This window comes from Bacillus sp. FSL P2-0069 (genome assembly GCF_038593315.1).
GTDB lineage: Bacteria > Bacillota > Bacilli > Bacillales > Bacillaceae > Bacillus > Bacillus safensis.
Map to the genome: position 1 here is coordinate 2,145,706 of NZ_CP151984.1, position 16,106 is coordinate 2,161,811.

Annotated in this window: 16 protein-coding genes; 1 reads left to right on the plus strand and 15 read right to left on the minus strand. The window is 42.7% G+C overall.

Annotation, left to right across the window (positions count from 1 at the left end; translation table 11 throughout):
- Positions 1-2 precede the first annotated feature (2 nt).
- The 6 genes from NSQ34_RS10875 to NSQ34_RS10900 all read right to left on the minus strand — a co-directional run bounded on the left by NSQ34_RS10875 (position 3) and on the right by NSQ34_RS10900 (position 4,522).
- Positions 3-512 carry a L,D-transpeptidase gene (locus NSQ34_RS10875; protein ID WP_025093002.1) on the minus strand — a complete coding sequence of 170 codons (510 nt, stop codon included), beginning with the start codon at positions 510-512 and terminating at the stop codon, positions 3-5.
- 52 nt (positions 513-564) lie between these two features.
- Positions 565-1,518 carry an aromatic acid exporter family protein gene (locus tag NSQ34_RS10880; protein WP_024422917.1) on the minus strand — a complete coding sequence of 318 codons (954 nt, stop codon included), beginning with the start codon at positions 1,516-1,518 and terminating at the stop codon, positions 565-567.
- A gap of 120 nt (positions 1,519-1,638) precedes the next feature.
- Positions 1,639-2,361 (minus strand): amino acid ABC transporter ATP-binding protein, encoded by a 723-nt coding sequence (locus NSQ34_RS10885; RefSeq protein ID WP_024422918.1) that lies wholly within the window; start codon positions 2,359-2,361, stop codon positions 1,639-1,641.
- Positions 2,354-3,010, minus strand: coding sequence for an amino acid ABC transporter permease (locus NSQ34_RS10890; protein ID WP_024422919.1), 657 nt, complete (start codon positions 3,008-3,010; stop codon positions 2,354-2,356). The genes NSQ34_RS10885 and NSQ34_RS10890 overlap by 8 nt, the downstream gene beginning before the upstream one ends.
- 114 nt (positions 3,011-3,124) lie before the next feature.
- Entirely contained in the window at positions 3,125-3,889 is a 765-nt protein-coding gene (locus NSQ34_RS10895; RefSeq protein WP_176967003.1) for a transporter substrate-binding domain-containing protein, read from the minus strand.
- Positions 3,890-4,084: 195 nt separating this feature from the next.
- The gene (locus tag NSQ34_RS10900) at positions 4,085-4,522 is read right to left on the minus strand and encodes a BrxA/BrxB family bacilliredoxin (protein ID WP_024428021.1); all 438 of its coding nucleotides are present in this window, start codon (positions 4,520-4,522) and stop codon (positions 4,085-4,087) included.
- Between the two features lie 169 nt (positions 4,523-4,691).
- Here NSQ34_RS10900 and NSQ34_RS10905 point away from each other — a divergent pair, with 169 nt between their 5' ends.
- Positions 4,692-5,585, plus strand: coding sequence for a YegS/Rv2252/BmrU family lipid kinase (locus tag NSQ34_RS10905; RefSeq protein ID WP_125586560.1), 894 nt, complete (start codon positions 4,692-4,694; stop codon positions 5,583-5,585).
- 14 nt (positions 5,586-5,599) lie between these two features.
- Here the strand turns inward: NSQ34_RS10905 and NSQ34_RS10910 are convergent, their stop codons facing one another.
- The 9 genes from NSQ34_RS10910 to NSQ34_RS10950 form a co-directional block, all read right to left on the minus strand.
- Positions 5,600-5,893 (minus strand): YesK-like family protein, encoded by a 294-nt coding sequence (locus tag NSQ34_RS10910; protein ID WP_176967002.1) that lies wholly within the window; start codon positions 5,891-5,893, stop codon positions 5,600-5,602.
- A gap of 64 nt (positions 5,894-5,957) precedes the next feature.
- The gene (locus NSQ34_RS10915) at positions 5,958-7,214 is read right to left on the minus strand and encodes a dihydrolipoamide acetyltransferase family protein (RefSeq protein ID WP_176967001.1); all 1,257 of its coding nucleotides are present in this window, start codon (positions 7,212-7,214) and stop codon (positions 5,958-5,960) included.
- A gap of 19 nt (positions 7,215-7,233) precedes the next feature.
- On the minus strand, positions 7,234-8,217 hold the full coding sequence (locus NSQ34_RS10920) for an alpha-ketoacid dehydrogenase subunit beta (RefSeq protein WP_024422925.1): 984 nt from the start codon (positions 8,215-8,217) through the stop codon (positions 7,234-7,236).
- A gap of 12 nt (positions 8,218-8,229) precedes the next feature.
- Positions 8,230-9,222 (minus strand): thiamine pyrophosphate-dependent dehydrogenase E1 component subunit alpha, encoded by a 993-nt coding sequence (locus NSQ34_RS10925; protein WP_024422926.1) that lies wholly within the window; start codon positions 9,220-9,222, stop codon positions 8,230-8,232.
- 17 nt (positions 9,223-9,239) lie between these two features.
- Positions 9,240-10,664: a dihydrolipoyl dehydrogenase gene (gene lpdA, locus NSQ34_RS10930; RefSeq protein ID WP_098677436.1), complete on the minus strand. Its 1,425-nt coding sequence runs from the start codon at positions 10,662-10,664 to the stop codon at positions 9,240-9,242.
- Entirely contained in the window at positions 10,654-11,781 is a 1,128-nt protein-coding gene (gene buk / locus NSQ34_RS10935; protein WP_029708028.1) for a butyrate kinase, read from the minus strand. The genes lpdA and buk overlap by 11 nt, the downstream gene beginning before the upstream one ends.
- Positions 11,782-11,808: 27 nt before the next feature.
- Entirely contained in the window at positions 11,809-12,903 is a 1,095-nt protein-coding gene (bcd, locus tag NSQ34_RS10940; RefSeq protein WP_003215658.1) for a branched-chain amino acid dehydrogenase, read from the minus strand.
- 26 nt (positions 12,904-12,929) lie between these two features.
- Positions 12,930-13,823, minus strand: coding sequence for a phosphate butyryltransferase (yqiS, locus tag NSQ34_RS10945; protein WP_041117935.1), 894 nt, complete (start codon positions 13,821-13,823; stop codon positions 12,930-12,932).
- Between the two features lie 124 nt (positions 13,824-13,947).
- Positions 13,948-16,020, minus strand: a complete 2,073-nt coding sequence (locus NSQ34_RS10950) for a sigma-54-dependent Fis family transcriptional regulator (protein WP_176967000.1) — start codon at positions 16,018-16,020, stop codon at positions 13,948-13,950.
- Positions 16,021-16,106: the final 86 nt, after the last annotated feature.

Consider the following 16,106-nt stretch of genomic DNA (forward strand, 5'->3'; position numbering starts at 1 on the left):
TATCAACGAATGGCCTGTTTGTCTTTGGCAAGCTTTTCAAAGGAATCGCTTGATGTTGTAATCCATACCTTGGTGCCAATTGGAAGCTGATCAAATAAAAGCTCTACATCATGATTATGAAGCCTTACACAGCCTGCTGTGATAAATTTCCCAATCGATGTTTCGTCACTCGTTCCGTGAATTCCGTAGGTTCTGCCATCTGTTCCTCGTGCATCAAATCCAATCCATCTTCGCCCAAGAGGGTTATTCTTTGCACCCCCTTCAATATTCTTTCTTCTATAATAGGGATCTTTCGCTTTGATCATAATCGTAAATTCACCTTCTGGCGTTAAATCGGTTGTTTTTCCTGTTGAAGCAGGATATACTTTTTGAATTTTCCCTTGATCAATAAAGGCAAGTTCATTCGTTTGTTTATTAATAATGACAAACGGGTCACCTGGAAGCGGGTTTTGTCCAAGCGGCCAGATAGGTGAAAGGGACATGGTCAGTACGGTATAAAATAAAAGACGCATAGGCTCCTCCTTTTTCATTAGATTGACCAATGAAGGAGGAACTCATGCGTCTCTATTCTTTCATCCCTTTAAAATAGCTTTTCAGTACTAAATATTGTTCCATTTCACCGAGGAAATGAAAAAGTGCCGCTCTTGCCTCAAATTCTTCTCTTGTTTGCGGGAGCGGAAGTGCATCGAACTCTTCTTTCATATCAATGAGACGTCTTAAAAACTTATGCGCTGTGTTCCCTGGGTGAATATGTTCGCGTAAGTCTCTAATGTATTCTGCAATGATTTGTCCATGCTCCGTTGTGACGGAAATCGACGTAATTTTGGGCAGCACACGCTCAATGATTTCAAATTGCTTTTGTCTCATGTTGAAATAATGGTAATACAGGTTTTCATGTCTTAATACATGGTTTTCAACATCACGATATGCAAGAGCTTTCGCTTCTTTGATCAATTGATGTGTCTCTGGTATTTCTTTTCCTGTCCAGTCTTGTTTCCCTGTCATTAAGTATTGCTCGATTTCCTCAAAGATTTTAGCAAAGTTGGCTTCAATCTGTTCGCTGTAGCGTTTAAGTTTTTTATCAACACTTGGCATATAGAGGTTCATAATCAGCGCTACCCCAACACCAATGGTAATCAGCAGCAGCTCGTTCCAGATGAGGTGCAGGGTAATCCCGCCAGACATGTATAAATGGAGAATGATGACTGAACTTGTGACAATCCCTTCTTTAATTCGAAGCAAAACCGTTGTCGGAATAAAGACAAGCAGCATCAAACCGATCACGAAAGGATGATACCCAATCAGATCGAAAAATAAATAAGAAAATAAAATAGCAAGACTGCATGCTGCAAAGCGGGCTCCCGATGCTAAGAGGGATCTTTTCTTTGTCACCTGAATACACAGGATCGTAATAATCCCGGCAGCTGAATAATTTTGCAAGCCAAGCAATTGTGCAATATAAATAGCGATCGCTGTTCCTAATGCTGTTTTCAGCGTTCGGTAGCCGATTTTAAACATGATGTGATTCACTCTTTTCTGTCTTGTTTCCATTCACTTTTGTGAAATGATGAACTTTTTTTACTTTCCCCATTATAATCAAAAAAAGAAGGAGATGTTAAGTCTCCTTCTCTTATTTCTTTATAATATTTTTTGTAAAAAGTCTTTTGCGCGCTGTGAAGACGGTGATTCAAAAAATTGCACAGGGTTTGCATCCTCTACAATTTTCCCATCATCCATAAAGATCACGCGGTCAGCCACTTCTTTTGCAAAGCCCATTTCATGTGTGACGATGACAAGTGTCATTCCAGATTGAGCCAGCTCTTTCATGACCTCTAATACTTCCTTGACCATTTCTGGATCTAGAGCAGACGTTGGTTCGTCAAACAGCATAATGTCTGGTGTCATCGCAAGCGCACGCGCAATCGCTACACGCTGCTTTTGACCGCCTGACAGACGGTTCGGGAAATCATCTTTTTTCTCTAAAAGCCCTACCTTTTTGAGCAGGTCTTCAGCTTGTTTGATGCTGTCTTCCTTCGATTGATTCTTCACATTCATTGGCGCATACGTGATATTTTCCAGCACCGTTTTATGCGGGAAGAGATGGAAATGCTGAAACACCATTCCGATGTTCTCACGCACTTTTAGTGCATTCGTTTTTGGATTGGTGATTTCGGTGTCCTTAATCGTAATGACACCAGAAGTCGGCTTTTCAAGTAAATTCATGCAGCGGAGGAACGTCGATTTTCCTGAACCAGATGGTCCAATAACCGCAACAACTTCCCCTTCTTTAATGGTGGTGTCGATCCCCTTTAAAACTTCGTTTTTACCAAAAGATTTTGTGAGTTTCTCTATTTTAATCATTTGATTTTAACTTCCTTTCCACCGATTTGCCGACAAAGGTGAGAACAAGCACGATGACATAATAGATAAGACCCGCAAAAATAAGCGGTTCAAGATAATTATACGTGACGGCCCCTGCTTGATAGGCTCGTCTCATGACATCACCCAGTCCGATGACTGTTACAATCGCTGATTCTTTTGTCAGTGTAATCGTCTCATTCACAAGTGCAGGTGAAATATTTTTAAACGCCTGCGGAAGCAATAAGTCCTTCATCATTTTAGCATAAGGGATGCCTAAAGCAACGGCTGCTTCTTTTTGACCTTTATCAATGGCATTAATACCCGCACGAATAATTTCAGATACGTATGCCGCCGAGTTGAGTGAAAATGCCGCTACAGCAGCCCAGTATTGGTCGATTTGAAACCCAAGAAGCTGAGGCAGACCAAAATAAATAATGAGCAATTGAAGCACAAGCGGTGTGCCTCGGAAAATTGACGTATAAAAATCTGCAAGCCAAATGAGCGGTTTAAACACACTAATTTTACAAAGCGTTAATAAAATTCCTAAGATAAATCCAAGTAAAAGGGATACCACTACTATAGAAAGCGTGACCTTAAGTCCTTCTAGAATAAAGGGCATCTGAGGTATTACATCTTTAAAATCAAACATGACATTCTCCTTTTTTCTGCCTTCATACAAAACAGGAAAAAAGTTCAACATGAGTTGAACTTTTCAGCGCTTTTCTACTTGATTTTCTGGAATGACGCTGATCCTTTTCCTGACTTACTTTTCATCGGCAAACCATTTTTTAATTAATTTATCAAGTTCGCCATTATCTTTCATTTCTTTTAATGATTTATTAAATTTCGCTGTTAAGTCGCTGTTTTTCTTGAATGCAATGGCTGAACCTTCGTTTGAGCTGTTCAATTCAAATGCTTGGAAGTCTTTTTCCTTTTTCAAGTAACCAGCAGCTACTTTATCTTCAATAATTGCTGCATCAAAACGGCCTGCTTTAATCTCTTGAATGATATCAGAAATTTTATTACGGTCTTCAACTGTTAGGTTATATTTCTTTTGCAGTCCATTCGCTTCATCCTGTTGAATAGAACCTAATTGAACGCCGACTGTTTTGTCTTTTAAATCTTTCTCTGCCTTAATACCGCTAGATTTCTTTGATACAACCAAGTTTTTAGCATTGTAATAAACATCAGAAAAATCAACTTGCTTTTTACGTTTTTCTGTAGGCGTCATTCCTGCAAGGACAATATCAGCTTTGTTTGTTTTAAGAGCTGATACAAGGCTAGCAAAGTCCATATCTTGAATTTCTAGCTTGTAGCCGTTCTTTTTCGCTAGTGCTGTTGCAAGATCTACATCAAAACCGACAATTTTATCTCCGTCTTTTGATTCAAATGGCGGATAATCTGCTGATGTCGCCATAACGAGTGTCTTGTCATCTCCTGATGCGTTTGAATTATTAGAAGAAGTTCCGCATGCTGCGAGTGCAGCTGCAAGACCAGCTGTCATAAGTAATAATAACCACTTTTTCATATGATGATGCCTCCCAGTATTTAAAATCATGTATTGATTTGAATATTTATTCACTATAATGTATTTTAAACACTTTCTTTTTAAGATGCAATAGTATTTTGCTAAAATTATTTTGATTCTATTGTCTTATAAAACAAAAAGCAGACCGATCTAAAGACCGGACTGCTTTATATTTATTCATTCAAACGTCATATATTAGATTTCTTCGCAATGCTCATCAAAAGCGGCTTGTAGTTTTGAAACGACTTCCATTGGCTCGTGCCCTTCAATTTCATGACGCTCGACCATTTTGATGATTTTTCCATCTTTTAATAAGGCGAAAGATGGTGAAGATGGCGGGAAGCCTTCAAAGTATTCACGCGCTCTTGCTGTTGCCTCTTTGTCCTGCCCAGCAAACACTGTCAGCAATTGATCTGGACGCTTATCGTAATGAACAGAATAGCCGGCAGCTGGTCTTGCAATACCACCTGCACAACCGCATACTGAATTCACCATGACAAGTGCCGTTCCTTTTTTAGTCAGTGCTTCGTCTACTTCTTCAGCTGATGTGAGCTCAGTGTAACCTGCCTGCTTAATTTCTTCTCTCGCTTGTTTCACAATATCATTCATAAATAAATTAAAATCAATATTCATGTTCGTCCACTCCTTTTGCGTACCAAAACCATTTTAACTCCATCATATCAAGGAAAACGCCTGCGGGCAAATGTGTTGTCTTTTCCTTCGCGTCTTTTTCCGAACATCGTTTATGAGCTGTCACATTGGGGAAAAGTGATGATAAAGAGATGAAAGGGAGAACTGCGTGATGGCACAATTCAAAAAAGCGATGCTCATTTATAATGGAAATGCCGGACAAAAAAACATGGAAAAAACACTCGGTCAAACAGTGCCTCTTCTTTCTCTACATATTGATGAACTCATTTTGAAACCAACAAAGCAGCCAAATGATGCTTATGATTTCTGCCGTCAAATTGATGAAACGGTGGAATTGCTCATCATATTAGGCGGAGACGGTACCGTGCATGAATGCATGAACGGTATTGGAGGTTTAGAAAAAAGGCCCGCTGTAGCGATATTGCCAGGCGGGACATGCAATGATTTTTCTAGAACACTAGGTATTCCTCAACAAATGCAAAAAGCCGCTCAAATGATTGTAGACGGCGTAGAAAAAAAGGTTGACTTAATCAAAGCAGAAGATCGATACGTGTTAAACTTTTGGGGAATTGGGCTGATCGCAGACACGTCCAACAATATTAACGACAAGGAAAAAGCCGTACTCGGCAAAATCAGTTACTTCACAAGTGCGCTGCGCACCTTGCAGCAAACAGATCCTTTTCACGTACGTATTGAGACAGAAGAGGAAAGCTGGGATGAGGAGGCTGTCATCGTTCTTGTCATGAATGGACATTTTATCGGTACAAATAGAATTGATTTGCCTCATGCAGCCATTGATGATGGAAAAGCAGAAATCTTAATTTGCAGAAATACGAGTTTCTCTGCTTTAAAAGAAATCTTCTCAATGAACCGGGAAGAGCTGGAGGATTTCACCGGCGATCTGTCTCTCATTCAAGCGTCCAGTATTCATATCCACACAAAAGAGGAAATGGATGCTGATACAGATGGTGAGGTTTATATGACGGCCCCCTCTTCTTTAGAAGTGTTAAAACAGCATTTGACCTTTATTGTTCCAGAAGAATAAAAAAATGCCCGACATCATTTTGATGCGGGCGTTTTTTTGATATAGCGTCTGTATAAATATTCAAGTGCATATCCGAGAAGCGTCCCGGCGAGAAGTGATATTCCTAAAAAGCTATTGGCTGCTCCTTTAAATCCGCCGACAATCAGCAGACAGTACACGATTTGAATGATTGAAACGATCGATATGATAAGCAGTAATCGTTCAGGATGATTGCGTGATTTAGAAATGTACCGCAGAAAAGCGAAGGCAATCGCTGTGATAAACATGAGACCAATCGTTAGAAAAGCAAAAAAATCTAGTCCAGACATATCATCGCTCCTTTCTCCTGATGTGGAAATCCCCCTCTCATGCCGGGAGGGGGAAAATATTGTTTTAATAAACAGATGTCTGCTCGTCAATGCCTTCAAGGATTTGTTTAATTCGCTGAAGGAATCTGCCGCATACAAGCCCATCTAGTACTCTGTGATCTAATGAAAGACAAAGATTGACCATGTCTCTTACCGCAATCATTCCGTTTACGATCATTGGACGCTTCACGATCGATTCTACTTGTAAAATCGCCGCTTGCGGATAATTAATGATTCCCATTGATTGTACCGAACCAAATGATCCCGTGTTGTTGACAGTGAAGCTACCGCCTTCCATATCACTTTGCTTAAGCGTTCCTTGTCTCACCTTAGACGCCAGCTCATGAATTTCTTTGGCGATGCCCTTAATGGTCTTTTCATCCGCATCCTTAATGACTGGAACAAAAAGCGCGTCATCTGTAGCGACAGCAATCGAAACATTGATTGCTTTCTTTTGCACAATTTTATCTCCGGCCCACATGCTGTTCATTTCAGGGAATTCCTTTAAGGCCTGAGCCACTGCTTTGACAAAGAACGCAAAGAACGTCAAGTTAAAGCCTTCTTTTGCTTTAAACTGATCCTTCAGCTGATTTCTTCTTGTCACTAGATTTGTCACATCGACTTCCATCATCGTCCATGCATGCGGAATTTCATGTTTGCTTCTCAGCATATTGGCTGCAATTGCCTGACGGATCGGCGTGACTGGCAGCTCAACATCACCAGGCATAGAAGGGACGGCAGGTGCCGCTTTTGCTTGAGATGGCTGCGCAGGCTCCGGTTGAACAGCACGTTCATTGACAGGTGCTGTCTTCTCTTTGACGCCGCCGTTTTCAATGAGCTGCAGCAAATCTTTTCTAGTGATTCGGCCGCCTGCTCCTGTACCTTGAACAGCCGCTAAATCAATGCTATGCTCATCTGCTAAACGAAGAACGGCTGGAGAATAACGTTTCTTTTGACTTTGATTCTCATTTGTTTGATCTGCTTCAGGCGCTTCGCTTAGCTCAGGTGCTGCTTCTTCTTTCACACTCTGCTGCTCGCTTCCTTCTATCTCAATTTCACAGAACACTTCTCCTACTTGCAGCGTTTCGCCTTCCTCAGCCGATAGCTTTGTAATCGTTCCTGTAAAAGATGACGGAACTTCTGCGTTCACTTTATCTGTCATGACTTCCGCAATCGGATCGTATTTATTCACATGATCGCCAGGTGAAACGAGCCATTTGCTAATGGTTCCTTCTGTTACACTTTCACCTAGCTGAGGCATTTTCATTTGTTCAATTGCCACTTTGAAACCCTCCTCTTTCTTAAAACGCCGCCAGCTCTCTCATTTCAGCTTCTACCTTATCCGGGTTGACCATGAAGAATTTCTCCATTGTCGGCGCATAAGGCATTGCCGGAATATCTGGTCCTGCCAGGCGTTTGATTGGTGCGTCTAAATCAAATAAGCAATGCTCCGAAATGATTGCCGCAACCTCACTCATGATGCTGCCTTCTTTTGTATCTTCCGTTAACAGAAGCACTTTCCCTGTTTTAGAAGCCGCTTCTATAATCGCTTCCTGATCAAGCGGGTACACTGTTCTCAAATCGAGAATATGAGCGGAAATGCCGTCTTTTGCAAGGCGGTCTGCTGCTTGCAGCGCAAAATGGACACAAAGGCCATATGTAATGACCGTGATATCATCGCCTTCACGCTTCACATCTGCTTTTCCAATCGGAAGAGTGTAATCCTCTTCAGGCACTTCTCCTTTAATCAGGCGGTATGCACGTTTATGTTCAAAGAACAATACAGGATCTGGATCACGCACTGCAGCCTTTAAAAGACCTTTGACATCATAAGGTGTAGAAGGCATCACAATCTTCAAACCAGGCTGGTTAGCAAAAATAGCTTCGACCGATTGTGAATGATAAAGTGCCCCGTGTACTCCACCCCCGTAAGGTGCGCGGATGACCATTGGACAGCTCCAATCATTATTTGAACGGTATCTAATTTTTGCAGCCTCTGAAATGATTTGGTTGATTGCAGGCATAATGAAATCCGCAAATTGCATTTCTGCAATTGGGCGCATTCCATACATCGCTGCCCCAATACCTACACCCGCAATGGCTGATTCTGCAAGAGGTGTATCCATGACGCGCGCTTCTCCAAATTGCTCGTAAAGACCCGCTGTCGCTTTAAATACGCCGCCTTTTTTCCCGACATCCTCTCCGAGCACAAACACTTTCGGATCTCGCTCCATTTCTTCTTTCATCGCCAGTGTAATAGCGTCTATATATGACATAACAGGCATTTTTCTTCCCCCTTACTCCGCATACACGTAACGAAGTGCGCTTTCTGCATCAGCATAAGCTGCGTTTTCCGCTTCATCAGTAGCTTCGTTTACGATTTGCATGATTTCTTTTGTCATCTCTTCTTTCATTTCAGAAGTCATGACGTTTCCTTCGATTAAATACGTTTCATATTGGATGAGCGGATCTTTCTTTCTTGCTTCGAGCACTTCTTCTTTTTCTCGATAGCTTGAATCATCGTCATCACTTGAATGCGCAGTTAAACGGTAAGAGATTGTTTCAATCAATGTCGGGCCTTCGCCTCTAGCCGCACGGTCTCTTGCTTCTTTGACAGCGGCATATACTTCAAGCGGATCATTTCCATCTACAGTGACACCAGGCATCCCATATCCAACCGCACGATCTGAAATGCGTTCACAGGCTACTTGTTTGTCATATGGCACGGAAATCGCATACTTATTGTTTTCACACATGAAAATAACAGGCAGTTTATGAACAGCAGCAAAGTTTGCGCCTTCGTGGAAATCACCTTGGTTTGATGAGCCTTCACCGAACGTGACAAAGCTGACAAAGTTTTTCTGCTCTAATCGTCCAGCAAGGGCAATTCCCACCGCGTGAGGAACCTGCGTTGTTACAGGTGACGACCCAGTCACAATTCGATTTGCTCTTTGCCCAAAATGCCCCGGCATTTGTCTTCCGCCTGAGTTTGGATCGTCTTGTTTTGCGAAACCAGACATCATTAAATCTTTTGCTGTCATCCCAAAAGCAAGGACAACCCCCATATCACGATAGTAAGGTAAGACGTAATCTTCTTCTCTATTAAGAGCAAATGCAGCGCCGACTTGCTGCGCTTCCTGCCCTTGACAAGAAATAACGAATGGAATTTTCCCGGAACGGTTTAAAAGCCACATCCGTTCATCGATTTTTCTTGCTAGAAGCATTGTTCTGTATATATCAATTGCTTGTTCATCTGATAATCCTAATTCCTGATGACGCATGTTACTCATCATGTTTCCCTCCTTGATTAAAAATGGATCGCCTTCCCGTCAACAGCAAGGGCTGCCTCGCCAATCGCCTCTGATAAGGTCGGATGCGGGTGTATCGTCTGCCCCACTTCCCACGGGGTTGCATCAAGTACTTTGGCTAATCCAGCTTCAGATATCATATCTGTTACATGAGGACCAATCATATGAATTCCTAAAATATCATCTGTCTTTTGATCGGCAATGATTTTGACGAATCCATCAGACTCCCCGTACACAAGTGCTTTTCCAATCGCCATAAATGGAAATTTCCCTATTTTGACTTCAAAGCCCTGCTCTTTTGCCGTCTGTTCAGTGAGTCCCACACTAGCAGTTTCTGGGTGAGAGTAAACACATTTAGATACGAGCGTTTCATCGAGCGGCTTCGGATCTTTTCCAGCCATATGTTCTACAGCAATCATCCCTTCGTGTGAAGCGACATGTGCCAGCTGAAGCCCGCCAATGACATCTCCTATTGCGTAAATATGCGATTCTTTCGTTTGATAATGTTCATTCACGACAATGCCTTGTTTTTCGGTTTGGATGTCCGTGTTTTCAAGACCTATGCCTTCGATATTAGGTACTCTGCCAACTGAAAGAAGGAGTTTTTCCGCTTCAAACGTCTGAATGTCTCCATCCTTTTCCGCTTGAATTGTCACGAGATTTTCCTGCTTTTCTACGCTATCTGGCAGTACCTTCGCATTAGTCACAAAAGTGATGCCTTTTTTAGATAATAGCTTTTCCATTTCTTTAGAAATGTCATGATCCTCTGTTGGCAAAATGCGGTCTGCAAACTCAAGCACAGTGACGTTCACACCAAAATCATTGAGCATGGAAGCCCACTCGATTCCGATCACTCCGCCCCCCACAATTAGCATTGACTGCGGAAGCTCTGGCAGTTCAAGTGCATCATCTGAAGTGAGGATGTGTGTTCCATCTGCTTCAAGCCCTGGCAGCACACGCGGTCTTGATCCTGTCGCGATGATGACCTGCTTTGGAATGAGCATTTCATTTTCCTCTCCATTTGCCATTTCTACGGAGACCGTTCCTGGCATTGGCGAAAAGATAGATGGGCCAAGAATACGGCCGATTCCTTCATATACATCAATTTTTCCTTGTTTCATTAAATGTTTGACGCCGCCTGCTAGTTTTTCGACGATCTCTGTTTTTCTTTTCTGCACATTGGCAAATTGCAAGGCAACGCCTCCTGCCTCAACACCAAAATCAGCTGCGCGTTTGACGGTTTGATAAACTTCTGCACTTCTGAGCAGCGCTTTAGACGGGATGCAGCCTTTATGAAGACATGTTCCGCCGAGCTTTTCTTTTTCTACAACTGCTGTTTTCAATCCAAGCTGTGAGGCACGGATGGCCGCTACATAGCCGCCTGTGCCTCCACCAAGAATGACGAGGTCATATTCAGTTGCCATGACTTGTCACTCCTTTCTTTTCCTGTTGATCATTTGGGTATTCTTTCGGTGATTCTTCTTCTTTTAAAATGCGAAGCGCACCTTCTGCTAACGATTGCAGCTCATTTTCACCTGGAAACACGACAACATCTGAAATCCAGTCAATATAGCCGCGAATACTTGACGTAATTTGTTTGCTGTATGCAAGGCCGCCTGTTAATACAATGACGTCAACTGCTCCTTTTAAGACAGCGCTAGCCGCACCAATTTCCTTGGCAATCTGATAGCACATTGCTTCATAAATGAGCGCCGCCCGCTCATCACCCGCTTCAATCATGCGTTCCACTTTCACAGCGTCTGTCGTGCCAAGATAGCCCGCAAGCCCGCCTTCACCAATAATGCGTTTGAGCATTTCTTCTTGGGTATACTCCCCCGAAAAACAAAGATTCACAAGATCACCTGTCGGCAAGGTTCCCGCACGCTCTGGGCTGAAAGGACCTTCGCCATGCAGACCGTTATTGACATCGATGACTTTTCCTTTTTCATGAACACCAATGGTGATACCGCCGCCCATATGAGTAATAATCATGTTCAAATCTTCGTAACTTTTTCCAAAAGAAGCCGCTGTTTTTCTTGCGACTGCTTTTTGATTTAATGCATGAAAAATGCTTTTTCTTTCGATCGTTGGCAGCCCTGAAATACGAGCAATTGGTTTTAGTTCATCCACTACAACTGGATCGACAATAAAAGCCGGGATATTCAGGCCAAGTGCAATTTCTCTCGCGATGATTCCACCGAGATTGGATGCGTGCTGGCCGGCATATCCTTCTTTTAGGTCTTCCACCATTTGCTCATTGACTTCATATGTGCCTCCTTCAATCGGACGAAGGAGACCGCCGCGCGCACAAACTGCATCAAACTTTGAGATATTCATCCCCTGTTCATGCAGTGTTTTCAAAATGGTTTCTTTACGGAATGAGAATTGATCAATAATATGAGGAAACTGCTTTAATTCCTCATCTGTATGTCTAAGTGTCGTTTCAAAAATAGACCGTTCATTATGAAACACACCGATTTTTGTTGAAGTAGAGCCAGGATTAATCGTGAGAATACGCCATTCTTTTGTCAGCAAAAACAAAACCTCCGTTTCAACTCATTCTTCAAATTAGCGACGGCTTAAAATATGTTGACCATTTTGCAAGAATTGACTTCTTGATTTGCGCATTCTTTCAATTCGCTCTTCAGCCAATCGGTCTGCCGCTTTATAAGTTGGAATGGCATCACGGTTTGAAATTTCAATTACACGTTCAATATTTTGATAAATGCCTTCGACTTTTTTCATCGCACGATCTGCATTATAGCCATAAAGCTCATCAGCCACGTTAATCACCCCGCCTGCATTGATCACATAGTCAGGAGCATATACAATTCCCATCTCATGGATAAGGTCTCCGTGATGCGTTTCTCTTAGCTGGTTATTTGCAGCACCTGCAATCACCTTTGCTTTTAACTTAGGAATGGTCACATCGTTAATGGTTGCACCAAGTGCGCACGGTGCATAAATATCACATGCTTGATCGTAAATATCGTCAGGGTCGACTGCTTTTGCGCCAAAGTCTTCAACAGCACGTTTGACAGAGTCTTTGTTGATATCTGTGACAATGAGCTGCGCGCCTTCTTCATGCAGATGTTTACACAAGTTGTAAGCGACATTTCCTACGCCTTGAACGGCAATTGTTTTTCCTTCTAATGAATCGGTCCCAAATGCAGCTTTGGCAGCGGCTTTCATCCCTTTGTATACACCGTAAGCTGTGACGGGAGACGGATTTCCAGAAGAACCAAATGCAGGAGAGATCCCTGTGACAAAATCGGTTTCTTCATGAATGAGATCCATGTCTTCTACCGTTGTACCGACATCTTCTGCTGTAATATAGCGGCCATTCAGCCCTTGAATATAACGTCCAAATGCACGGAACATTTCTTCATTTTTGTCTTTTCTCGGATCGCCGATGATGACCGTTTTTCCGCCGCCAAGATTAAGTCCTGCTGCCGCGTTTTTATAAGTCATTCCTCTTGCTAGGCGCAGTGCATCCTCAATGGCTGCTTCTTCGTTTTCATACGTCCACATTCTCGTTCCGCCTAGTGCCGGCCCTAGTGTTGTATCATGAATCGCAATAATCGCTTTTAAACCAGACTGCTCATCCTGACAAAATACAAGCTGTTCATAATCGTATCGTTCCATATATTTAAAAAGTTCCATTGTGTTATTCCTCCTATTACTTCCGCTTAATTTGATGTACAGATGGCAAGCGCAATTGAATAAAGCTTACTTTCGGCTGAATCAGACCGGCTTGTTAAAGCAATCGGCGCCTTCGCTCCTGCCACCACAGCTCCCACCTTTGCATGTGCAAAGTAGATGAGAGATTTATAAAGAATGTTTCCTGCCTCAATTGTTGGCACAAGCAAAATATCTGCATGGCCGGCTACATCACTCGTAATATTTTTATGAGAAGCTGCCGTTTGAGAAATGGCATTGTCTAAAGCAAGAGGCCCATCAATCAGGCAGCCAGAAATTTGCCCCCGCCGATTCATTTGTGCAAGACTTGCCGCAGTCAAAGTTGAATCCATTGCCGGATTCACGACCTCCACCGCAGACAATACTGCAACCTTTGGCATGTCGTTTCCGACAGCTTTTGCTACTTGAACAGAATTGATCGTAATCTCTTTCAGCATATTTAAATCGGGCGCGATGTTCATCGCAGAATCTGTGACATAAATAAAGCGGTCAAAGCCCGGCACTTCAAATGCCGCGACATGTGATAGGACACTCGCTGTCCTGAGCCCATATTCTTTATTCAGTACCGCTTTTAAAAGAACGGCTGTCGGGACATGCCCCTTCATCAAAATATCTGCATGCTTCTCGCTCACTGCCTGCACGGCAATTTTGGCCGATTCTTCGGGAGTATCTGAATGAATAATATCTATCCAGTCCTCATTGATTTCATGCTGCTTCACTAGCTCCTTCAGGTTGCGTTTGTTCCCAACCAGGAGAAAGCGAGCGACCTTTCGCTTAATTGCCATCTTGATGGCATGAAGCACTTCTTCGTCTTCTGCATGAGCCACAGCCGCCGTTTTATTCTGCAGCTGGGCGGCTTTCATAATCAGATCGTCAAGCTTCATATATGCCCACCTTTCCTTGTGCTCGGTTCATGTTTTATATGCAAGTTCCGTGCCAGTTTGAAATGCAGTGAAAATGAGGCAATTTGCATGACATTAGTGCAATCTTTTGCAGGTTACATGCATTTTATTGCATGCTATCTTTTGCAAGTTGATATTTATCCATTTTATAGTAAAGGTTCCGAATGCTGATCCCTAATGTTTTCGCTGTTTTCGTGCGATTGAATTGATGCTTTTCAAGGGTTTGTTTAATCAGCTGCGCTTCAAATGCCTCAACAGCATCAGAAAGCGTCTCTCCCTCAAATTGACTGACAGCCAGTTCCTGCTGCTCTTTTTCTTCCTGATCTTCAGACTCCATGAAAGAAATATGCCCTTCATCAATCCATTCTTCTTGCGGGTTCAAAAAGATCATGGCTCGTCCAAGTACATTTTCAAGCTCTCTTACGTTTCCAGGCCACTTATATGATCGCAGTCTTTTGAGTGCCTGTTCCGTTAACCCGCTCACGTTCCGTCCATAGTCTAAATTGATCTTTTGGATGAGACGTTTGCTTAACGAGTCAATATCCTCAAGACGCTGCCTTAGAGGCGGGATGGAGATCGGGTATCTGTTCATTCGATAATATAAATCTTCTCTGAACTTTCCTTCCGCCATCGCTTTTTCAATATTGACATTTGTCGCCGTGATCACACGAACATCGACTGGTATGGCCTTTGTTCCGCCTACTCTTACAATTTCTTTCTCCTGCATCACACGAAGCAGTTTCGCCTGTGTACTTGGCGTCATTTCACCAATTTCATCTAAAAAAATGCTGCCTTGGTTTGCCTCTTCAAACAGCCCTTTTTTCCCGCCCCGCCTTGCACCAGAGAACGCTCCTTCTTCATAGCCAAAAAGCTCTGACTCTAAAAGGGTCTCAGATAAGGCCGCACAGTTGACCCGTACAAAGCGATTATATTTCCGGTCACTTTCATTGTGAATGGCGTGCGCAAACAGCTCTTTTCCAGTACCTGATTCTCCCCGGAGTAAAATCGTGGCTGGCGTTTTCGCGCCTAGCTTTGCCTGCTCAAGTGCCACAAGCATTTGCTCACTTTCTCCAATGATGTCTTCAAAAGTGTACTTTGCTTCAAGTGTCCGGATGAGCTGCCTTGCTTTATTTAATTCATTCGTGAGTGATTGAATTTCTGATACGTCATGAATGACCCCGACACTGCCTTTTAAAATGCCATCAACGATGACTGGAGCTACGTTGACAATCACATCTTTTTTATTCGGTCCGACTTTCATTCTGACGCCTCGAACTGGTCTCCTTGTTTCCAGTACCTTCAAATGCATGCTTTCTCCTTCAGAAATATCTGCACCTGCTGGTTTCCCCACAACTTCTTTATCTGTTAATCCAGTCATTTTCGTGTATGCCCGGTTGATTAAGATCCCTTTTCCCTGCTCATCAACAACCGATATGGCTTCATCCGACGATTGAATGATCGCCTCCAGCATCGTTCGTACTTCTTTAAGATTGGTCACTTCCTCCGCAAGTTCAACGGCATCTGTAATATCTTTAAAAATGGATAAAGCACCTAGCATTCTCCCCGCGTCATCAATAATTGGCAAACGCGTTGTCACAATTTGTATTTGCTGATTCAGAAATTGTTTTTGATTAAATTCTGGCTCTCTCGATCTTAAAATGTCGGGAAGCTTTGTATTTGGGATCACTTCTCGTATATGACGGCCAATCGCATCTTTTTGCGAGCATCCAACCATTTTGGCCGCTGATCGATTAAACAGGACGACTTCTTCATCCATGTTTATAAAAATCATCCCGTCGTTCGTTGCATTAAAAATGCGGTCATGCTTATAGGTTTGTTCCTTTAATATTTGGATCAGCTGCTGTTTTTCTGACATTAATTCTGATATAACGTAAGCCATTGAACTTGGAACAATGACTGCGTGCTCTGGCTTTTTTTCAATCAGTTCTTTCAGCACTGCTGAACTGCCTGTTGTTTCTATGATGATATCAATGTCATCTTTTATGTATTCTTTCCAATCCGTTGTCGTATCAATTCCATTCTTTTTCGCTTCTACCATCCCCGGTGCCTCAAGATCAAGGTCGGCGATCGCAATGATTTGAATCATATTTGTTTTCAGCAATGTTTCAAGCAATGCTGATCCACCCTGTCCTGCACCGACAATCAAGACTCTCTGCATCCCGTTACCCCTTTATATGAAAAAATTTGCACACCATATTTTTCCGTTGCAAAAAATTGCACAACTCTTATATTACCACGTTTTCC